The organism is Nitratireductor soli (assembly GCF_001050155.1).
In the GTDB taxonomy this organism is placed as follows: domain Bacteria; phylum Pseudomonadota; class Alphaproteobacteria; order Rhizobiales; family Rhizobiaceae; genus Nitratireductor; species Nitratireductor soli.
In genome coordinates this window covers 41,645-63,280 of the sequence record NZ_LFVY01000013.1, presented here as the reverse complement: position 1 = coordinate 63,280, position 21,636 = coordinate 41,645, and the positions used below count along the sequence as shown (strand labels likewise).

Here is a 21,636-nt window from a genome sequence, read left to right as displayed (position 1 = left end):
GGAGAGATGACCATGTCCACTTTCACCCCAGAACGGAACACGTTCAACGAAGTCATGGAGACGATCATGAAACCCCTTGCCACGACAGTGCGCGCGCCGCGCTGGCTTCTGGCGGCGGGCATGGCGCTCTCCGCAGCGCTTGTGCCTTCCGCCGGCGTCAACCCGGCAAACGCGCAAACCCCCGAACTGCGTGAACTCGCCCCCGAAGGCGGCGGCGAAGGACCGCGCATCGAGCTGACCCCTCTGGAGCCGGCTCCCGAAAGCGACCGGCTGCGCCCCTTCTTCGAAAAACGCGGCGTCCAGGTCGATTGCGACTATGTGCAATATCGCCTGCGCCTGGGCATGCGCGGTGAACCCGCCATGATCGCCCATCCCATGTTCGACACGTTGCTGTCGCGCGTCCGCTTCGACCTGACGGATCAGCTTCCCGCCAATCTTCAGATCGTCGATGTGGATGTGTCCGGTGATATCACCGGTCCCGGCGGCAGCCCTGCCCCGGCCCATACGGTCGGCACCACGGCGACGACGGACGATTCCCTGTCGCTCGCCGATTTCAGGCTCTCGGCCACCGATCTTAATGGCGACGGCAGCCTGACGGAACGCTACATCGACATCAAGATCACTGCCAGGATCGACCAGGCAGCCTTCCCGGCTGTCGTCAATGTCGACAACCAGGCGATGGTGTCCGTCATCAAGGCCGATGACGGCACCGTGCTCGGCACCATGCCGTCGCATGATCCGGCCGTGCCGGACGACGGCGACTGGAAGACCGGCGAGCCGACCACCATCGCCATAGACGTGACCGATTGCGAACCGCCTCCCCCGCCCCCGCCACCTGGCGACGGGCCCGAAGAAGCCTGCTTCTCGGTCGAGACCGGCGAGGTGGACTGCGTGCCCGGCGGCGGTGCCTACATCTACCGCATGCATGTCGGACCAGAGATGGGAGGCCGCGTCGTTGCCGTCGGCTCGCCCACGCCCGGCATCGTCGTCGATCCGCCGGACCAGCTCGTGCCCGCCGGCGGCGGCACGCTGGAATGGGAGATCACCGGCGCCCTTCCCGGCGATACGGTGCGCCTCGTCGTCACCGGCATCGAAACCTATGCCGGACCGGCCGAAGGCGTCGGCCTGTGCTGTTCGCAGGTGGTGGATATCGAAATCCCCGAGGATCTCGATTGCCCGCCCGATGACGAGGGCGAACCCGACATCAAGGTCGAGAAGCGCGCCGACGAGGCGACCTGCGAGATCGACGGGTCGTGCGACTTCACCATCCGCGTCTCGAATGCGGGCGATGCGCCCTACACCGGCAAGATCGTCCTCGACGAGGTCACGACCCCCGGCAGCGCCACCGTCGTCACCGGTCCCAACGCACCGTGGACATGCCTGCCCATGGTGAGCCCGATGTCCTGCGAGCATCCCGCCACCACGCTCAATCCGGGCGAGTTCGTCGAACTCAAGCTCGGCTTCCAGCCTGGTCCGGGATGGACCTGGCACGGCATCCGCAACTGCGCCGAGTATGACTATACGGCCAGCGGCAAGGGTCCGTTCGGCGATCCCACCAACGACAAGGCCTGCGCCTCGATTTCGATCTGCCTGCCCGGCGAGCCCGAGTGCACGCCGCCTGAGGGTCGGATTCCAGACATTGGCGTCCGCAAGCGTGCGGAACCCGCCATCTGCACGCCGGACGGGCTCTGCACCTACGTCGTGACCGTCTACAATGCCGGTCCGGTGCCGATCAACGGCCCGGTCACCTTCGTCGACACCTTCCCGGCCGGCGATGTCGTCTCGGCCACGTTCAGCCCCTCGCCGCCCTGGACCTGCGCGCCGCTCGCCGGCAACACCTTCCAGTGCGACAATGCCATGCTGAACCTGGTTCCTGGCGCATCGACCGACATCCAGGTGACGACGGTCGTCGGCGACTATCCGACCAACATTGTCGAGAACTGCGCCAAGGTGACGCCGCTTCCCGGTGAAACCAATTTGGCCAACAACGAGGCCTGCGCCAAGGCGACGATCCCGGGCACGCCCGGCAAGCCGCTGCTGCGCATCCAGAAGACCTGCGAGGCAGCCGTCTCGGCCGGTGGCGTCTCCTGCCGCATCACGGTCAGCAGCGTCGGCACCTCCGCCCCGATGGGCCCGGTGCGTGTCAACGATGCCGCCGAGATCATCGGTTCGGGCACGCCGGTCGACATCCAGACCGTGACGCCGGATGGTCCCGAATGGACCTGCGATCCGGTTCCGGCAGCCACGCTCGGCTGTCAGATCCCCGGTGCGGTCATGACGCCTGGAACGTCGCGTCACTTCGACGTGACGGTCAATGTCTCACCCAATGAGCGGTTCGAGAACTGCGCACGCGGTTCCTTCGGCCCGGCGCCGGGTGACGACATCGTCTATCCGTTCGGCGAAGCCTGCGCTCAGGGAGGCACGCAGATCACGGTCGAGAAGACCGGCGACCAGCAATGCCTGCTCGGCGAACCCTGCACGTTCCAGATCACCATCAGGAACGAAGGTCCGTCCTCCATCTCCGGTCCGGTGCGGATCGGCGATGCGCTGACGGTCGAGGGCTTTGGCGGCGTTCCGGCGACCATCGTCTCCGTCAACCCGCCCTTCGGCTGCACGCCGGAGCCGACGGCCCTGCCCTTCGTCTGCGAAACCGACCTGACGCTCGGCGCCGGCGAAAGCCGCGTCCACGAGGTGACGGTCGAACTGCCGATGGATGGCGGGCTTGCCAACGCGGTGGGCAACGGGGCCAACGGTCGCAACTGCGCCGCCGTCGTTCCACCGGACGCCGATGTCCGCGCCATGGCCACCGTCGGCCCGGCAACACCCGGCGCAAAGCGTCCGTTCGACTGCCACGAGTTCCGCATCCTCCCGGTCGAGGAGGAAGAGGAGCAGTGCTCGCCCGGCTTCGTGCTCAACAGTGACGGTCGCTGCGTCTGCCCGGAAGGCACCACCTTCCGCAACGGCCAGTGCTCCGGCGATAGCGCGACGCCGATCCCGACGCCGCGTCCAAGGCCAAGGCCGCAACCCGAGCCGGAAAGGCCGCAGCCCGAGAAACCAAGGCCGCAGGCCGAGTGCCGGCTCTTGCCTGGCCAGATCCGCACCCGCGACGGACAGTGTGTCTGCCCGCGTGGAACGCGCCTGGTCGCCGGCGCCTGCCGCAAGCCGCAAGTGCAGCGCGAATGCCCGCGGGGCACGACGGGTCGCTACCCGGACTGCCGGCCGGTCGTCCAGCAGCGTTGCCCGCGTGGCACCACGGGCACGCCGCCCAACTGCCGGCCGATCGTCCAGCAATGCCGCCTGCTGCCAGGCATGATCCGCACCAAGGACGGACAATGCGTCTGCCCGCGCGGAACCCGCCTGGTCGCCGGCGCCTGCCGCAAGCCGGAAGTGCAGCGCGAATGCCCGCGTGGCACGACGGGTCGCTACCCGAACTGCCGGCCGGTCGTCCAGCAGCGTTGCCCGCGCGGCACGACGGGGACCTTCCCCAACTGCCGCCCGGTCGTCCAGCAGCGCTGCCCGCGTGGCACGACGGGGACCTTCCCCAATTGCCGCCCGGTGCAGAATCGGCCGCCGGCAAACCGGGTGCCGCAACAGCTCGATCGCCCGCTGCGCATCACCCCGCAGCTCCTGCGGCCGCGCGACAACAGCAACCAGATCCAGTGATCGAGGTTGAAAGGCCCCGCCGGTTCGCCGGCGGGGCTCAAACCGCCGACAAGCCCCGGTCGTTCCAACCGACCCGGTGAATCAAAACCCCGGCCAAAGCCGGGGGTGTCAGCGATCGAGCCGGGCGTAAAGCCCGGCTCTTTTCATGTCTGGATTGTCGATCCGATCAGCTGTCGAGGAAGCTTCTCAGCTTGCGCGAGCGGCTCGGGTGCTTCAGCTTGCGCAGTGCCTTCGCCTCGATCTGGCGAATGCGCTCACGCGTCACCGAGAATTGCTGGCCGACTTCCTCCAGCGTGTGGTCGGTGTTCATGCCGATGCCGAAACGCATGCGCAGCACGCGCTCCTCGCGCGGCGTCAGCGACGCCAGAACGCGCGTCGTCGTCTCGCGCAGATTGGCCTGGATCGCCGCGTCGATCGGCAGCACCGCCATCTTGTCCTCGATGAAATCGCCCAGATGCGAATCCTCCTCGTCGCCGACCGGCGTTTCGAGGCTGATCGGCTCCTTGGCGATCTTCAGCACCTTGCGCACCTTTTCCAGCGGCATGGCCAGCTTTTCGGCCAGTTCCTCCGGCGTCGGCTCGCGGCCGATCTCGTGCAGCATCTGGCGCGAGGTGCGGACGATCTTGTTGATCGTCTCGATCATGTGCACCGGGATGCGGATCGTCCGCGCCTGATCGGCGATCGAACGGGTGATCGCCTGCCGGATCCACCAGGTCGCATAGGTGGAGAATTTGTAGCCGCGGCGGTACTCGAACTTGTCGACCGCCTTCATCAGGCCGATATTGCCTTCCTGAATGAGATCGAGGAACTGCAGGCCGCGGTTCGTGTATTTCTTGGCGATGGAGATGACCAGGCGCAGATTGGCCTCGACCATTTCCTTCTTGGCGATCGCCGCTTCGCGCTCGCCCTTCTGCACCTGGTTGACGATGCGGCGGAACTCGCCGATCGAGATCGCCGTTTCCTGCGCCAGATTCTGGATCTCGGTGCGCAGATTGTCGATCCCCTTCACCTCGTTCTTGGTGAACTCCTTCCAGCCGCGCGTCGTCAGCGTGGCGATCCGCTCGGCCCAGTTCGGGTCGAGCTCCGAGCCCTGATACTCTTTCAGGAAGTCCTCGCGCCGGACACCATAGCTTTCGGCCAGCCTGAGCAGCCGGCCTTCGTTCTGCACGAGGCGCTTGTTGATGTCGTAGAGCTGCTCGACCAGGGTCTCGATGCGCACATTGTTCAGCGACAGCGATTTCACCGAGGTGATCAATTCGCTCTTCAGCTGCTTGTAGCGGCGCTCCTGGCTTGCCGACAGGCTGTCGCCGTCGGCCAGGCTCGATTCGACTTCCTGGTCTTGCAGCTTGCGCAGCTTCTTGTAGGTGTCGGCGATGAAGTCCAGCGTCTCCATGACGCCCGGCTTGAGCTCGGCTTCCATCGCCGCCAGCGACAGATTGGCCTCGTCCTCTTCCTCGTCGTCTTCCTCCGTCTGGCTCTCGCCGCCGACATTGGTGATGTCGTCGTCGCTGCGCGCCCGCTTCGTCTTGTCCTCAGCCGGCTTCTCGTTCTCGTCGGGCCGCTGCACCACCGGCGCCTGCTTTGCCTCGGGGCCGGCATAGGTCGCCTCGAGATCGATGATCTCGCGCAGCAGGATCTTGCCTTCGGTCAGTTCGTCGCGCCAGATGATCAGCGCCTGGAAGGTCAGCGGACTTTCGCACAGGCCGGCGATCATCGTCTCGCGACCGGCCTCGATGCGCTTGGCGATGGCGATTTCGCCCTCGCGCGACAGAAGCTCGACCGAACCCATCTCGCGCAGATACATGCGCACCGGATCGTCCGTGCGGTCCGTCGGCTCTTTCTTGGCGGCCGCGGCAAGCGCCGTGCCTGCCCGCTCGGTCAGCTCGTTGCTGTCTTCGTTGTCATCGCTGGAATCATTGTCCTCGGCGACCTCGTCGTCCTCGACCACGTTGATGCCCATGTCGGACAGCATCGCCATCGTGTCTTCGATCTGCTCGGAACTGACCTCGCCGGAAGGAAGGACGGCGTTCAGCTCGTCCATCGTCACATAGCCGCGCTTCTTGGCGGCCTTGATCATCTTCTTGACTGCGTCGTCGGAAAGGTCGAGCAACGGGCCGTCGGAGCCCTCGCGTTCGGTTTCGACCTCTTCCTTCTCTTTTGTCGCCATGCTTTGTCTTCTCCAACCGAGCGGGGTTCAATGCCGACCCCGTCGCTGCCGCTCCCGCGAGCGTCCGTAGCGGCATTCTCGCAACCTGATTCGTGATCTAGCTGTTGCCGCGTTAATGCCCGATTAACCCTGATACTGAGCCTGATCCTGAGAGGTACTCCCCGTCACGTCCAATTTCGGTATCTTGCGCTTGTTCTGTTTCGCCCTGCCATATGTGGGGTGCCAAACAGTCTTTGTCGAATCGATCCTGATTCCTGCAATCGCGCGCCAGGTCAAGCCGCACGGCCATGATTCGCCGTAAAAAAGCGAATCAGTCAACGAATCGCACTCTTTTTCACAGTTCAGAACCTTCCGCGCACGGCGCGGGACACAAACCTGCTTGTCCGCATCAGGAGCGATTCGCCCGTCCTGAAAGAATTCCGAAGCCTTCGATCAGCGCTTCGGTCGCCTGCAGATTGCCGAGTTCCGCCTGGATTTCCACGAGGTGCCGCGCATCCTCTTCGTTCCAGTCGGTCGCCAGCGCCATTTCGGCCGCTTTCAGCTCCTTATGTAGAGAGCCCGCGCGGCGGTGCAAGTGGAGCGTCTGGGCGAAGGCCTCGCGCGCATCGTCCAGCGCGGCGTTTTCCAGCGCCGGCCATTGATAGGCCGATTTGACTCGCAACTCCGCCTGCGCCCAGACCGCCAAAAGGCCGTCAGCCTCGATCTTCGCCAGAAGCAGGGCCCGATCGTGTTTCTGGTTGTGGGCCACGGCGTCGAGCACGGCCAGGCGCAAACGCGCCAGATCGGTGCTGGCCAGCATCATCTGCTCGACAGCGTCGAAATGCTCGTCGATCAGCTCGGGGTGGTTGATCAGCGCGACCATCAGCACCGCTTCGCGCAGCGGCATCGTCGGTGCCGCGCTGCGCACCATGGCCGAACGCGCCAGGCTTTCGGAAACCGCGAACCGGCCCGAGGCGGCCCCCGGCCGGCCCGCCGGTCTCTGCTGGCCGCTCTCGCGAAAGCCGCCGCCCTGTCCCCCTCCCGGTCCGCGCCGCGTCGTGTTGCTTGCGCCGAAGAACGTTCGCGCCCGCTCGCGCATGTCCTGCGCATAATGCCGGCGCAAGTTCTCGTCGCCGATGCGGCCGGTCAGCGCCTGCAGGTTCTTCTCCAGTTCGGCACGACGTTCGGGCGTGTCGAACTCCTTGCCGGAGGTCTCGCGCATCCACAGCAGGTCGGCCAGCGGCCGCGCGTTCGACAGCATCGCCGCGAACGCGTCAGGCCCTGCCTCGCGCACGATGTCGTCCGGGTCCTTGCCCTCCGGCAGCATGACGAAGCGCAGGCTGCGCCCGGGCTGCACCAGCGGCAGCGCCAGGTCGGCGGCCCGCCAGGCGGCGCGCAGGCCCGCCTCGTCGCCATCGAAGCACAGTACGGGTTCGCCCGACATGCGCCACAGGAGTTCGAGCTGGTTTTCCGTCAGCGCCGTACCGAGCGGCGCCACCGCATTGTCGAAACCGGCCTGCGCCAGGCCGATGGCATCCATATAGCCCTCGACGGCGATGACGCTGCCGCCCTTGGCCACCGCGCGCCGGGCACGGGCCAGATTGTACAGCACATTGCCCTTGTGAAAGAGCTCGGTGTCAGGCGAATTGAGATATTTGGCCGACACGTCGGATGACAGCGCCCGCCCGCCAAAGGCGATCACCCGGCCGCGCGCGTCCTCGATCGGGAACATGATGCGGTCGCGGAAGCGATCGTAGGAAACGGGAATGTCCGGCCCGAAGACCACCAGCCCGCAGGCTTCGATCTGCTCCTTCATCACGCCCTTGCCGGCCAGGAATTCCTTCAGCGCATTGCGGCTCGACGGCGCATAGCCGAGCCGGAAGGTCTGCTGCGTGGCGCTCGACAGCCCGCGCCCGCGCAGATAAGAGCGCGCCGCAGCTCCCGCCTGCCCCTGCAGCATGTCCTGGAAGAAGCCGGCCGCCATATCCATGACATCGGTCAGCGAAGCGCGTTCCTTTTCGCGTCGCTCGGCCTGCACGTCGCGTTCGGGCATCGGCACGCCGGCCATGTCGGCGACCCGCTCGACCGCTTCCGGAAAGCTGATCCCGTCGAGTTCGCTCAGAAAGCGGAAATGATCGCCCGAAACGCCGCAGCCGAAGCAATGGTAGCGGCCCTTGCGGTCCTCGCAGTGAAAGCTCGGCGTATTCTCGCCGTGAAACGGGCAGCAGCCCCAATAGTCGCCGCGCGACGCATTGGTCTTGCGCCGGTCGAATGTCACGCGCGTGCCGACCACCTGCGAGATGGGCACGCGGTCGCGGATTTCATCGAGGAACGAAGTTGAGAAACGCATAATGTTCGGATCAGGCCTGTTTCGACATTCATATAAGCACGATCAGCGGCGACAGCGAATTCCCCGCGCGCGTTCTTACCGGTATTCACAGATTGCCACCGACAATTCCGCGCATGCCGCACCGATTGCAACTTAACCGATTGTTCAATGCCCCCATGCTACGAGCAATTCAACGGCGCGAAAAGCCGAAGAAGCAGCCCGGACCGGTGGTACCGAAGGCTGACAGGACAGGCGTACAACCCAGGGTGGCGGATCCAACGTGCTTACGGTCTATAACTGCATTGTCAATGAACATAACCCCAGCCTGGTCCTGTTGGCCGGCATCGTCGGTGCGCTGGCATCCTTTGCGGCGATAAGCCTGCTGCAGCATCTGCGCCGCGCCCACGGCCGCATGCGCTATTTATGGGCCACCGTCTCCGCCGTTTCCTTCGGCTTCGGTGTCTGGGCCACCCATTTCGTCGCCATGCTGGCCTTCGCGCCGGGCATTCCCAATGCCTATGATCTGCCGCTCACGCTGACCTCACTTGTCGTGGCGGTCTTAATCACCGGCACCGGCATCGCCATCGCCGCCGCCCGCCAGACGCTCGATCACCACCTGGTTGGCGGAGCGATCCTGGGCGCCGGCATCGCCGCCATGCACTTCACCGGCATGCTGGCTTTCCAGGTCGAAGGCCGCATCGCCTGGGACCAGCGGCTGGTCGCCGCGTCCCTGTTTGCCGGCGTCCTCCTGGGCGCCATCGCCATTCGCGTCGCCCTGCGTCGCCCGTCGGGTGTCACCAATGTCATCGGCACGCTGACACTGACATTGGCTATCTGCTGCATGCATTTCATCGCCATGGGCGCCGTGTCGATCCATCCCGATGCATCGGTGATGATCTCGCCCTCCTCCGTGCCCGCCGAGTGGCTGGCCGCCGGCGTGTCTCTCGCCGCCTTCGCCATCCTGACCTTGACCGGTCTCGCCCTGTGGGTGGACATTCGCGACGGCCTGCGTGCCAAGCTTGAAGAGCGCCGCATGCACGGCCTGGCCAACGCTGCCGTTGAAGGCCTCATCGTCTGCGACGACACCATCGTCATCACCGCCAACAAGAGCCTGTGCGCGCTGAGCGGCCGCAGTTTGGACGAACTGGCGGGCATGGAGTTCACGGAGCTTTTCAGCACCATCACCACCTCGGGCACCACGACGGGCAGTGCCGAACCGATCTGGGAAGCCACGCTTCTGCACAGCGATGGCGGCCGCCATCCAGTCGAGATCATTTCGCGCGTCATCGACTATGGCGGCCGGCCGCACACCATCATCGCCGTGCGCGACATAAGCGAGCGCAAGAAGGCCGAGGCGGATATTCGTCGCCTGGCCTTGCACGACACGCTGACCGGCCTGCCCAACCGGCGCAATTTCTCCGCTCGGCTCGAACAGGAGATGGCTGCCCTGCCGGACGACCGGTCGATCGCCCTGCTCTGCCTCGATCTCGATCGCTTTAAGGAAGTCAATGATCTGTTCGGCCACGCCGCCGGCGACGCCATGCTGCAAAAGGTCGCCGAAAGCGCCGGTCGCGTGCTCGCCGAGGGGCAGATGCTGGCCCGGCTCGGCGGCGACGAGTTCGCCGTCATCGCGCCTGGCCTGTCCGATCCGCGCCAGGCCGCCATCCTTGCCGAAAACATCCTCGAGGCGTTCCGCCACGAAAACGAGCGCGCCACCAGCGACGGCCTGATGTCGACGAGCATCGGCATCGCGCTGTATCCCGCCGACGCCAAGGACCAGGAAACCCTGATCACCCACGCCGACACCGCGCTCTACCGCGCCAAGTCGGAGGGCCGCGACACGTTCCGCTTCTACGAACACGCCATGGGCCAGGAGGCGCGCTCGCGCCGCATCATGGAACATGAGTTGCGCCATGCGGTCTCGCGCAAGGAATTCCACCTCGTCTACCAGCCGCAGAAAAAGCTCGATACGGGTGAAATCATCGGCTACGAGGCGCTGCTGCGCTGGCAGCATCCCGAGCGCGGCAGCGTCTCACCATCGGTCTTCGTGCCGGTGGCGGAGGAAAGCGGCGCCATCGTACCGATCGGCGAATGGGTGCTGCAGACCGCATGCAAGACCGCCGCCGGCTGGTCGTCGAACCTCACCATCGCCGTCAATGTCTCAGGCGTGCAGTTGCACAGCGCCAATTTCCCGCAGACGGTCCATCGCATCCTGCTCGAAAGCGGCCTGTCGCCGCACCGCCTGGAGATCGAGATCACCGAAACAGCCCTGGTGCGCGACATGCACCGCGCGCTGGCCAGCCTGCGCCAGTTGAAGGCGCTCGGCGTGCGGGTCGCCATGGACGATTTCGGCACCGGTTATTCCTCGCTGTCCAATCTGCGCGCCTTCCCCTTCGACAAGATCAAGATCGACGGCTCGTTCATCCGCCAGGTCGACACCAACGAACAGGCCGCCACCATCGTCAGGGCCGTGCTCGGCATCGGTCGGGGCCTCGGCCTGCCGGTGCTGGCCGAGGGTGTCGAGACATCGGGCGAATTGAGCTTCCTCTCCAGGGAGCTGTGCCAGATCGGCCAGGGCTACTATCTCGGCCGCCCGGCGCCGATCGAGGATTTTTCCGAAGAATCCAGCCCGGATGTGCCGCAGCAACCGGCCGCCAGCGCTGCCTAGACCGCCCGGTAATCCGGCGCGCTCTTCAGGTAGCGCGCATAGGCATCGGCGTTCGGCGGCGACAGGTTTTCCGCCAACGGATTGCGCTTGCGCACCTTCGCGCCCATGTCGGCGATCAGCTCGTCGAAATGCTTGAAATGATACGGCGCGACGCAAAGCCCGCCATAGACGCCGGCCGCCGGGCGTTCCTCCCGCCTCCAGCGCAGCATCATCTCGATATTGGCGTTCATCTCCTCCGGTGTCGGCTGGTTCTCCAGCATCCCGTCGGCGTAGCGCACCAGCCAGTTTGCCGCCAGTTCCGCGCACAGAACGGTGCAGAATGAGGAATTGAAGCCGACAAACCCCATGTCGGGCAGGTCCGGATTGGCGATGATGCGGTAGAGCCGGTATTGCCCGTCGGGCTCGACCAGCTTGCGTGCGTACGCCTGCGGCAGAAACGGCACGCCGAGTTTCCACCCGGTCGCCAGGATCGCGATGTCGGTCCCGACCCGCTCGCCGCCGGACAGGGCCACCGCGCCTTCCTCGTATCGGGAGAACGTGCCCTGGATCGCCTTGATCCGTCCATCGGCGACCATGTCGAAGAATCCGGGCGTGACGATCGGCACCGAGCAGTTGATGCCGGTCTCGATCGGCTTCTTCGGCCGCAGCCCGGTTTTCTTCAGCTTCAGTTGCAGCGCCAGCAGGCTTTCGAGCGCGCGCCAGTTTGCCCAGACGAAGGGCTTTGCCAGCGCGTGGCTGACCCGTGCCATGGCGGTCTGGCCCCAGCCGGGGAACATCTTCTCCTGCGCGCGGATATAGAGGATGCGCTTGAAGTTGATCAGGCCGCCGATGAAGTAGGGGATGCGCCACACCGATTCCAGATAGACGATGGTGACGCCGGCAGCACCTGACTTCACCGCATTGACCGCGATGTCGGTCGCCGACTTGGAAAACCCGAGCACCGTCACGCGCCTGCCCTTCACGTTCGCCGGGTCGGTGTATTGCGACGAGTGCAGCACCTGCCCGCCACCGGCCTTAAATGCCTCACGGCCGGGAAATGCGGGCATGTTCATGTCGCTGAACTGTCCGCTGCAGACGGCGACGAAGTCGAAGTCCTCGCTCTTCTCGCCGTCCGGCGTGGCGAGCGTCAGCGTCCAGCCCCTGTTGCCGTCGGCGCGGCGCTTCATCCCGGCGACTGCCGTGTCGAAGCGGATATGGGGCACGATGCCGTTCTCTTTCGCAAAGTCGCTCAGATAGGCATGCACCTGCGGTCCCTTCGGCCATTCCGGATAATCCGCCGGCATCGGCTTCGAGGTGTAGCGGTAGAGCTCCTTCGGGCTCTGCGTCTGCACGTCGGGATAGGATCGCGACGGCTCCCATACGCCGCCGAGATCGTGGCTGCGCTCGATGACGCTGACGGCATGCCCGCGCTCCATGAAGGCTTTTGCCGCGGCAAGACCGCTCACGCCGGCGCCGATGACGCAGACATTCTTCTTCTCAACCATTGTTGTTCCCCTTGTCCGGCCCCTTGTCCAGCCGCGCGCGCTCCACCGTCCGGCGCGCCTTCGCGCGCCGACCAATGCCGGTTCCGGCCGTGTCTCGTTCGCTATTCGTTGGCTTCGGGCGGCAGGAAGTCGACCTCGTGCATCGCCGAGATCTTCACCACCTCTTCCGGATCGGCGAGGTTGTCCAGCTTGCCGAACAATTCCTCCAGCATCCGTGCCGGAGAGACCCAGAACAGCGCTCGCGTCGGCTTGTCGGACTTGTTGAAATAGCCGTGCGGAATGCCGCGCGGCATCCGCACGAGGTCGCCGGCCTTCGCCTTGAGCCATTCGCCGTCGAGCTTGAGGTCGAGTTCGCCCTCCTGCACCAGGATGAACTCGTCCTGCGTCGGATGGATGTGCACCGGCACGAACTGGCCCGGCTCGCTGTTCGTCTCGAAGGCGAAAGTGCTCTCGCATGCGGCTTTCGGCAGATAGACCTGGCCGAGGATGTTCCAGGTCTTGCCGTTGAAGCCCGCGCCTTCGCGGGTGATGCCCTTGTCGAGCTGTTTGCTCATCTGAAAACTCCCATTGTTGGCGGATGCGGCCTTGCGCGGCCGTCTTCCGGTTCCTCCAGAACGCTACACCCCCGCCCCTCCGGCCGCTATCCAACCGGCGCGCCGACTATCCGAAAAACGCAACAATCGTCACGGCGCGGCATCAGGCCGCGCTTCGCGGTTTATGCCGCAGGGGAATGTGCTAATCTGCCGCCCATGCACGCGAACGAGGCCCCCCGCACGGCGGCTCCGCTTTCTGCACATGTCCTTTTCCGGTCGGACGATCTCGACTGCGCAAGGGAGCGGGTCGCGGAGAAATTCTGCAGCCACCGGTTGGACATCATCGGTGACCGCAAGCCGTTTCGCGCCGAGCATCATCACGCCGCCGGCGACATCATCTCGCTGAACTACATCAGCTACGGGGCCGATGTGCTGATCGATCCGGGCGAACTCGGCGATTTCTACCTGATCCAGATGCCGGTCACCGGCGCGGCCACGATCCGCAATGGCGGCCGCGAGTTCCTGACCAATCGCGACGTCGCCTCCGTGCTCAATGCCGACCTCGCCACCCGCATGAAGTGGTGGCAGGGCTGCGCCCAGATCCTGGTGCAGGTGCGCAAGGCGCCGTTCCTGGCGCTGGCCGAGCAATTGCTCGACCGCCGCCTGCCCGGCCCATTGATCTTCGATCCGCTGATCGACTTCTCGCGTCCTGAGATGCTGGCATGGCGCGGCATGGCCAACGCGATGTTCCATGCCGCCGAAACGGCGCCGGGACGGCCGACGATCCAGACAGTGCTCAACGAGCAACGCCTGCTCGAACTCTTCCTGCGCGGCCAGCCCAACAATTGCAGCCTGTTCTTCGCTGACGAGCGCCCCGGCGCGAACCCGCGCCACATCAAGCGCGCCGAAGAATTCATTCGCGCCCACGCGGCCGAGCCGCTGACGCTGGTCGATATCGCCCGCGCCGCCGGCGTCGCCCCGCGCACCCTGCAACTCGGGTACCGGACGATCCTCAATTCCTCGCCGATGCGCAGCCTGGCGCGCGAGCGCCTGCGTCGCGTCCGCTACGAGCTGATCGCCGGCGAGGGAAACGCAGCGGTGACGGATGTCGCCTGCCGATGGGGTTTTACGCATCTCGGCCGCTTCGCCGGCGACTACCGCCGGGAATTCGGCGAGTTGCCGAGCGAGACTGTGCGCCGCGCAGCGCGGGCGACCGTACCGGCCTTCATCGACACCCGCGCATAAAGGCGCCGACAATGCGGCGCCTTATCGATCGTCGCGGAAGGCGAATGTATGAGGCAGTCGTTATAGCATTTTGCAGTCAGGTGGAATCATCTGACGTCCGCATAAATGCGGCAAAATAAGAAGTTAAAGCAAATTCGTCGTTTCCGTGAAACGACGAATTGCCTTAACGCAGCATGCCCTTGACGATGCCGCTCGCCTTGCCGAAATCCATCCGGCCGGGGAATTTTTCCTTCAGCGCGTTCATGCAGCGGCCCATGTCGCGCAACCCGTCGGCGCCGACCTCATGCACCACCTGTTCGCAGACCTTCTGCAGATCGGCCTCGCCGAGCGGCTTGGGCAGGAACTCGGCGATGATGGCGATTTCCTCACGCTCCTGCTCGGCCAGTTCGAGCCGGTTGCCTTCTTCGAAGGCCTTGGCCGATTCCTGGCGCTGCTTGGCCATCTTGACCAGAATCTGCAAGATCTCGTCATCGCTGACCGGATCCTTGCCGGCGCCGCGATTGGCGATGTCACGGTCCTTGATGGCCGTCTGGATCAAACGCAGCGTTGAAATGCGGCGCTTGTCCTGCTGTTTAACGGCGTCATTCAACGCCCTGGCGAATTTCTCGCGCATAACACCTGTCTCCCGTCGCAAGGGTGAACATAGCTCTGGCTGGTTCATGAAGCAAGCGGTTGCAATTTCATAAGCCATTGGAAATATTACGATAAATAATTATCCGTCGGCAATTGACCGCATATCTGCCTTTGCTTATTGTCCGCGCCTTGCATGGACAATCTTGGTTCTGTGCGGGTGGACGGGCCGGTTGGCCTTCCGCTCGACGCACTTCGTTGCGCCATATGGCGTATGTGGGCAGTCGTTTCAAGGCCCCTTGCGCCGGACGGCAAAAAGTGAGAACCGGTGGCTTGCAAGCACCAAGCAGAGACAAGCTGAGGAAGGGCGACACCGCCCGTCGCGCCGACACGCGCCTCGACAGGGCAAGGCCCGAGACCAATATGCCCGAGGCCGGTATGCCCGGGACCAGCATGAATGGAGACGTTCCCATGGCGACCAACACGCCCCCCTGGAGTGAGACCCGGCCGACGGCCCTGATCGTTCTGGCCGATGGCACCGTCATCGAGGGCAAGGGGCTTGGCGCCAGCGGCGAGGCGATCGGCGAATTGTGCTTCAACACGGCGCTCACCGGCTACCAGGAGATCCTCACCGATCCCTCCTATGCCGGCCAGATCGTCACCTTCACCTTCCCCCATATCGGCAATGTCGGGGCCAATGAAGAAGACATCGAGGATCTGCACCCGGCCGCCCGCGCCGGCGCGGTGGGCGCTGTTTTGCGCGCCGACATCTCCAACCCGTCCAACTACCGTGCCCTTGGCCACCTCGACGATTGGCTGAAGCGTCGCGGCCTGATCGCCGCCAGCGGCATCGACACCCGCGCCCTGACCGCCCTGTTGCGCGACAAAGGTGCTGCCAACGCCGTTATCGCCCATCATCCCGATGGACAATTCGACATCGAGGCCCTGAAGGCCAAGGCGCGCGAATGGTCCGGGCTTGTCGGCCTCGATCTGGCCAAGGAGGTCACCTCCGGCCAGTCCCGGACGTGGAGCGAAACGCCCTGGGTCTGGAACGAAGGCTATGGCGGCGCCGAGGAGACGCCGGCGATGCACATCGTCGCCGTCGACTATGGCGCCAAGCGCAACATCTTGCGCCTGATGGCCGGCCTCGGCGCCAAGGTGACCGTCGTGCCGGCGCAGACCGCCGCCGCCGACATCCTCGCGCTCAAGCCGGACGGCGTGTTCCTGTCCAACGGCCCGGGCGATCCCGCCGCCACCGCCGACTACGCCGTGCCGATGATCCGCGCATTGCTGCAGACCGAAATCCCGCTGTTCGGCATCTGCCTCGGCCATCAGCTTCTCGCGCTGGCGCTCGGCGCCAGCACGGTGAAGATGCACCAAGGCCATCACGGCGCCAACCACCCGGTCAAGGATTTCACCACCGGCAAGGTGGAGATCGTCTCGATGAACCATGGCTTCGCCGTCGACGGAGACACGCTCCCCGAGGGCGTCGAGGAGACGCATGTCTCGTTGTTCGACGGTTCGAACTGCGGACTGACGCTGACCGGCCGGCCCGTCTTCTCGGTCCAGCATCACCCCGAGGCTTCACCCGGCCCGCAGGATTCGCATTATCTGTTCCGCCGCTTCGCCAATCTGATCCGCGCCCGGCAGGGCGAGCCGGCACTGGCCGAATAGACCATCCCCAGCGAGGGGAGATACGGCCACAGGCAAGAACGAAGGGCGGCCCGCAAGCCGCCCTTTTTCCTCTCCCAAGATTGCAGGCGGCCTGTCTTACGACGACAGGCGCAACTCGATGATCTTCTCGCCGATCTTCTGGAAGACATCCTTCAACTGGCTGCGCGACGGCGCGTCGAAGAATTGGCTCGGATCGCTGGCGCAGTCGCACAGCATCGTCCCGGTGGCGACGTCCGGTTCTTCCAGGCGGATCGTATAGATGTCGATGTCGTATTTCGTCTTGGCGTTGCCGCAGGCCGCCAGTGTCTTCCTGTTCATCTCCAGAGTGGTCCGGGAGCTGCTCGCGGCAGTCAGGCCGTCGAGGCGCCCGTCGACCAGGTAGCCGAAGCTCGAATAGGTCGACCCCAACTCAGTGCCGGTATTGCCGAACACATTCGAGCCGTCGGTGAGCACGATCATGATCTTTTGCAACCCGTTGCGCGGCTCGCTTCCGGCGAACGGCTCATGGGGCGACAAGACGCGCATGCCCCAGGCAACGCCTTCCATGATGTTGGTGTTGCCATTGGCTTGCAACTGCCCGACCTTCCGCTCCAGCGCCTTATAGTCGTTGCTGAGCGGCGTGATCGGTTGCATGTCGCACCCCTTGTTCGGTCCCTTGCCGTCGCTGAAGTCGGTGCTCGATGGCGGCGAAAGAACCAGCCCCAGCAGGTCCAGGACGCCGTATTTCTTCAGCTTCAGATCCACCAGGCCGCCAAGCGGCCGGACACTCGAAGCGATATAGTCGTTCCAGTAGCCTTCCCAGCGTGACGGCTCGTCGATGGCGAAAGCCGGCACGAACAGGCTGGCATTGTCCGAGTTCACGGCCGGCGTGTCGTCGACATCGTGATCCCCCTTCTTCGAAGGCATACGGGTCTCCACGCAGCCCTTCCATTCCTGCTTCAGATTGTGAAACACCTCGAAGCGGCTGATGCCGGCCTTCAGTTCCAATTGGGGAATCTTGCTCCTGCCCTTAAGGTCCAGCCACGCGGCGCCGGTGCCCTTCCTGATCCTGCCCTTGGCGTCGAATTCGGGACCGTATTGCGGCCCGACATTGACGAAGGTGGCGAAGGGTACGAGCGAAAATTTGAGCCTGTTCTTGTCGGGAACCTGTGCCGAGATGTTGTCGATCAGGCCAACCACCGCATCCTTCATCGCCTGCAGTTTGCCGCCGTACATCGAACCGGTCGTATCCAGAACCAGGGCGATCTCGTAGGAAAGCAACGCCACATCGGCGCTCGAGGCGGCCGAAACGGGCATCGACTTCTTGCCGAGAATCCCGCCGAAATACAGCCCCACATCCACCTGCGCCTGCACCGTCACCGAGGTGCCCCGGCGCAGCACCATGAGGCCGATGTATTCCGGATCGAGATTGCCCGACAGGAAACGCCGGGCGATGCGTTCGGCCTCGGCGTTCGAAATCTGGCTGCCTTTCTGGGCAACGGCCAGGACCGCCGTATCCAGCGCCTGCTGCAACTCCGTCCTGACCCGGCTCATACTCGTATAATCGACGGCCAGCCCCGCCACGCCGACCAGCGGCAGCATTGCCACCGCGGCGATCATGGCGAAATTGCCTGATCGGTCGGCACCAAAAGAACGCAGTGCAGCAGCGCAGCAGCACCGCAAAGCGCGCAAGGAGAAAACCATGAGAAACCCGCCCTAGCCTGTTGTCGGCAGGACAGTAGTCGGGCTTCTTTAAAAACAGCTTAAGCGAGCATTCGCTATTTTATACACGCAAATTGCGAACAGGCGCCACCTTGCGTCGCCGGAAAAGCCGGCGCAGCAGCGACCACGACCCGAAGCCGAACAAAAGTCCCGCACCGGTCCAGATCAGGCCATGCGGGGTCACCGGAACGGCCGGCTCGAAATCCTGCAGCATGCCCTTCAACACCATCGTGTCGGGTGCCTTGATCAAGGCGAGCGGGCGCGCCACCGCCGGCAGGGCGTCGAACGCGGATGACTGACGGGCAAGCGTCTCCAGCCGGCCGATGGCGACCTGCACCGATTGCCCCCGGTCGCGCAGAAATGTATCGCCCGCCGTTTCATAGGCAGCCAGCGCTTCGGCGCGTCGCAGATTGTTCTTCGCCGCATCGGCATCGAAGGCGGCGACCACCTGGCTGAGTTCGGCCAGCGCCCCGTTCAGCCGCTGCCGGTATTGCTGCGCCAGTTCCGGCGCTTGCGACGTCGCCAGCCCACAGGCCAGCGACACGGCAAGGCCGACGATTCTTCCCAATCCAAACATGTTCCCGATCGCCTCTCGCGTGGCTAAGGAACAGCAGGCCGACCCTTAGATCAGGGTCCTCAGACAGGTTCGTTGAACGTGTCGCAATCGGCCAGCCGTCCGCTCTTGAGCCCCCGCGAAAACCATGTCCGCCGCTGTTCCGACGTGCCATGGTTGAAACTCTCCGGCACCACGTAACCCTGGGTGCGGCGTTGCAGCGTGTCGTCGCCGATCTGGTTTGCGGCGTTCAGCGCTTCCTCCAGGTCGCCATCCTCCAGCAATCCCTTCTGGGCGGTGTAATGCGCCCAGATGCCGGCGAAGCAATCGGCCTGCAATTCGACCCGGATCGACATGGCGTTGGCCTCGGCCTGGCTCATGCGCTGGCGCATCTCGTTGAAGCGCGGCAGGATGCCGGTGATGTTCTGCACGTGATGGCCGACCTCGTGCGCCACCACATAGGCCTGGGCGAAATCGCCCGACGCGCCGAACTGGCGCGCGAGCTGGTCGAAGAAGCCGAGGTCGAGATAGACCTTCTGGTCGCCGGGGCAATAGAACGGTCCGGAGGCGGCCGATGCAAAACCGCAGGCCGAGCGCACGCCATCGGTGAACAACACCATGGACGGCTCCTTGTATTGCAGGCCCTGCGATTCGAAGATGCCCTTCCACGTGTCCTCGGTCTCGGCCAGGACGACGCTGACAAACTGGCTCATCTCGTCGCTGGCGCTTCCCGATGTGCCGGGCGCCTGCTGCTGGGTCACCTGCCCACCGCCGCCGGCAGAGCCCCCCGTTGGGCCCCCCGACAGCATCTCCAGAGGGTCGATGCCGCAGGCGCGCAGGGCAAAGAACAGCACGACCAGGATGATGATGCCCGACAGGCCGCCGCCGGCGCTGCGTCCGCCACCCATCGGCAGCCGCATCCGACCGCCCGAGCGACCGAAACCGCCGGGGAACCCGCCACTGCCGCCGGACTCGCCGCGGCGGTCCTCGACATTGTTGCTTTGACGACGGCCTTTCCAGCGCATGCATTCCACTCCCGGTTCCGTTTCGACGCCAGGACCATCGGCACTCACGGCGCAAGGCGGGAGCGTCATTTGTTCGGGCTTGCAACAGGTTAGCGCAAGGAATTGCGAAAGTCATGAGCCGATTGCGGCCACCCGAGGCCGATGCCGGGGAAAATCAGGCAACGCGACGGCGTCGCCAGCGCGGCCACGCGGCCAGCGTCACCGCGCGCAGCAGCCATTCCAGAGGCCCGTAGGCAAAGCGCTCCATCCACCAGCCGCTCAGCGCCAGTTGGCAAACGAACAGCCCGACGGCAAGGAGCGCCGCATTGAGTGGCGAAACCTCGCCCATCAGCCGCAACCCGTACGCGTAAAAGACCAGCGAGCAGACGAGCGATTGCAGCAGATAGTTGGACAGCGCCATTCGGCCCGCCGGCGCGAGGAAGCGGGCAACCTCCTGCCCCCACCGGCCCTGAAAGGCGAACATGATGGCCGCCACGTAAGCTCCGGTCAAAAGCGGCGCGGTCACCAAGCCGACGGCGAGGCCGGCGATCTCCCATGGCGTGCCGATCAGATACACCGATCCGCAGGCATAGATGACCGAACCCGGCAAGCCAACGACCAGCCCCAGTTTCATGAGCCGCTGAAACAGTCGCGCATAGGCATCGAAATGCATGAACACCTCACGCCGGCCGGCGACGAAGCCCAGCAGGAACATCGCCAGTGCGCTCGGCCCCTGGATCAGGCCGACGACGAACCACATGTCGCGCAATTCGCTGAGATGCTGGATGACGACACTGGCGGGTGTGCCGCGATAGGCCGCCAGAGCCTTTTCGGCCGTCTTCAACCCCGCCGTCGGCTCGCCGTCCGCCATGCCTGAAAACGCCAGCAATCCGATGACACCCCACGCCAGCGCCGCGCCGGCGATCAGCCAGAAGGCCAGCTTCAACGCTGCCGCGTCGCCTTGTCCGCGCAGCATCAGCAGCACCACGCCGAGAACGGCGTAGGTGGTCAGGATATCGCCGTGGAAAAGCAGCACCGCATGCATGAGGCCGATCACCCACAGGCCCGCCTGCCGGCGCAGCAGGCGCGGCACGAAGGCCTCGCCGGCGCGCGCCGCCGACTGCATCTGCAGCGTGAACGAGTAGCCGAACAGGAACGAGAACAGCAGGTAGAACTTGGTTTCGAACAGCAGCGCGATGCCGAACCGCACCAGCCGGTCGAGCGTGCCGTCGAAGGCCGGATCGGCGATGCCGACGCCGCTATGCGCCGAGGCGAAGAAGGTGATGTTGACGACCAGAATGCCGAACAGCGCGAAGCCGCGCAGAGCATCGATGTCGGTGATCCGTTGCTGCGGCGCGATGTTGCTCTCATGGCGGCTCATGCTCCCTCTCCCGCCCGCAGCACGCGCCCGAGCAGCAGGTGCAGGCCGTCGCGCAGATTGCGTGGCGCGAAACCCGGTTCCACCGCGACGCGGTTGAAGATGCCGTCGATCAGCACCGCGATCCAGCGCGCCGCATCCTGTGCGTCGAGCCCCCGGTCGACCTGCCCGCGCCGCGCCGCCTCGCCCAGGAGCCGCGTCAGCGCCGCGCGCAGCCTCGCGTCGTTCCGTTCCACAAGGTCGCCAATCGCCGCGTCACGCATCGCCTCAGCCGATATCTCCAGCGTCAGCGACGCGTAATCGGCATCGCCGGCCAGATCGAGGATCATGTCCATGAATTCGCCGAGCGCCGCATGGAGATCGTCGCGCTGCATCAGGCCGGCGAAATACGCCTCCGTCTCGCCCCCCTCCTCTTCGACGATCGCCGCGATGATGGCAGGCTTGTTGGGGAAATAGTGAAACAGATTGCCCGGACTCATGCCGGCAGCGGCGCAGATCTCCGCCGTGCTGGTGCCATGGAACCCGTTCCGCGCGAAACAGCTCCTGGCCGCGACAAGGATCGCTCGCCGCCGCGCGGCATGCTTCTGCGGATCGACTTTGCGCATGCGGAAGGCCTCTGTTTAATTAATAGATCGACTAGTCTATTAATTAAACAGAGGCCGAGTTGTCAACCCGGCTCGACAGGCCC

Annotated in this window: 14 protein-coding genes; 4 read left to right on the top strand and 10 right to left on the bottom strand. The window is 64.8% G+C overall.

The genetic code is table 11. The features are described from left to right. Positions 1-6 precede the first annotated feature (6 nt). Positions 7-3,663, top strand: a complete 3,657-nt coding sequence (locus AB843_RS16860) for a DUF7929 domain-containing protein (RefSeq protein ID WP_048648053.1) — start codon at positions 7-9, stop codon at positions 3,661-3,663. A 166-nt stretch (positions 3,664-3,829) separates the two neighbouring features. Here the strand turns inward: AB843_RS16860 and rpoD are convergent, their stop codons facing one another. Both rpoD and dnaG read right to left on the bottom strand, forming a co-directional pair. Further along, entirely contained in the window at positions 3,830-5,830 is a 2,001-nt protein-coding gene (gene rpoD / locus AB843_RS16855) for an RNA polymerase sigma factor RpoD (protein ID WP_048648052.1), read from the bottom strand. 388 nt (positions 5,831-6,218) lie between these two features. Continuing rightward, positions 6,219-8,159 (bottom strand): DNA primase, encoded by a 1,941-nt coding sequence (gene dnaG, locus AB843_RS16850; RefSeq protein WP_048648051.1) that lies wholly within the window; start codon positions 8,157-8,159, stop codon positions 6,219-6,221. Positions 8,160-8,418: 259 nt separating this feature from the next. Between dnaG and AB843_RS16845 the strand changes: the two genes are divergently transcribed. Further along, positions 8,419-10,806, top strand: a complete 2,388-nt coding sequence (locus tag AB843_RS16845) for a bifunctional diguanylate cyclase/phosphodiesterase (protein ID WP_048648050.1) — start codon at positions 8,419-8,421, stop codon at positions 10,804-10,806. On the opposite strand, the gene AB843_RS16840 is transcribed toward AB843_RS16845, so the two are convergent. Continuing rightward, the gene (locus AB843_RS16840; RefSeq protein ID WP_048648049.1) at positions 10,803-12,290 is read right to left on the bottom strand and encodes a flavin-containing monooxygenase; all 1,488 of its coding nucleotides are present in this window, start codon (positions 12,288-12,290) and stop codon (positions 10,803-10,805) included. The two genes, AB843_RS16845 and AB843_RS16840, sit on opposite strands and share 4 nt — an antisense overlap. 101 nt (positions 12,291-12,391) lie before the next feature. Beyond that, positions 12,392-12,844, bottom strand: a complete 453-nt coding sequence (locus AB843_RS16835; protein WP_048648048.1) for a cupin domain-containing protein — start codon at positions 12,842-12,844, stop codon at positions 12,392-12,394. Between the two features lie 195 nt (positions 12,845-13,039). Between AB843_RS16835 and AB843_RS16830 the strand changes: the two genes are divergently transcribed. Next, positions 13,040-14,068 (top strand): AraC family transcriptional regulator, encoded by a 1,029-nt coding sequence (locus AB843_RS16830; protein WP_048648047.1) that lies wholly within the window; start codon positions 13,040-13,042, stop codon positions 14,066-14,068. Positions 14,069-14,231: 163 nt separating this feature from the next. Here the strand turns inward: AB843_RS16830 and AB843_RS16825 are convergent, their stop codons facing one another. Then, positions 14,232-14,681: a GatB/YqeY domain-containing protein gene (locus tag AB843_RS16825; RefSeq protein WP_048648046.1), complete on the bottom strand. Its 450-nt coding sequence runs from the start codon at positions 14,679-14,681 to the stop codon at positions 14,232-14,234. A 428-nt stretch (positions 14,682-15,109) separates the two neighbouring features. On the opposite strand from AB843_RS16825, the gene carA reads away from it, so the two are divergent. Further along, positions 15,110-16,312, top strand: coding sequence for a glutamine-hydrolyzing carbamoyl-phosphate synthase small subunit (carA, locus tag AB843_RS16820; RefSeq protein WP_048648045.1), 1,203 nt, complete (start codon positions 15,110-15,112; stop codon positions 16,310-16,312). Positions 16,313-16,408: 96 nt separating this feature from the next. On the opposite strand, the gene AB843_RS16815 is transcribed toward carA, so the two are convergent. The 5 genes from AB843_RS16815 to AB843_RS16795 all read right to left on the bottom strand — a co-directional run bounded on the left by AB843_RS16815 (position 16,409) and on the right by AB843_RS16795 (position 21,553). Continuing rightward, positions 16,409-17,911 carry a pilus assembly protein TadG-related protein gene (locus AB843_RS16815; RefSeq protein WP_244468010.1) on the bottom strand — a complete coding sequence of 501 codons (1,503 nt, stop codon included), beginning with the start codon at positions 17,909-17,911 and terminating at the stop codon, positions 16,409-16,411. Between the two features lie 163 nt (positions 17,912-18,074). Beyond that, positions 18,075-18,590: a DUF2937 family protein gene (locus AB843_RS16810; protein WP_048648043.1), complete on the bottom strand. Its 516-nt coding sequence runs from the start codon at positions 18,588-18,590 to the stop codon at positions 18,075-18,077. A gap of 59 nt (positions 18,591-18,649) precedes the next feature. After that, a complete protein-coding gene (gene ypfJ, locus AB843_RS16805) occupies positions 18,650-19,591 on the bottom strand; it encodes a KPN_02809 family neutral zinc metallopeptidase (protein WP_048648169.1) in 942 nt (313 codons plus the stop codon). Positions 19,592-19,745: 154 nt separating this feature from the next. Next, on the bottom strand, positions 19,746-20,951 hold the full coding sequence (locus tag AB843_RS16800; protein ID WP_048648042.1) for a DUF418 domain-containing protein: 1,206 nt from the start codon (positions 20,949-20,951) through the stop codon (positions 19,746-19,748). Continuing rightward, positions 20,948-21,553 carry a TetR/AcrR family transcriptional regulator gene (locus AB843_RS16795; RefSeq protein ID WP_048648041.1) on the bottom strand — a complete coding sequence of 202 codons (606 nt, stop codon included), beginning with the start codon at positions 21,551-21,553 and terminating at the stop codon, positions 20,948-20,950. The genes AB843_RS16800 and AB843_RS16795 overlap by 4 nt, the downstream gene beginning before the upstream one ends. Between the last annotated feature and the right edge of the window lie 83 nt (positions 21,554-21,636).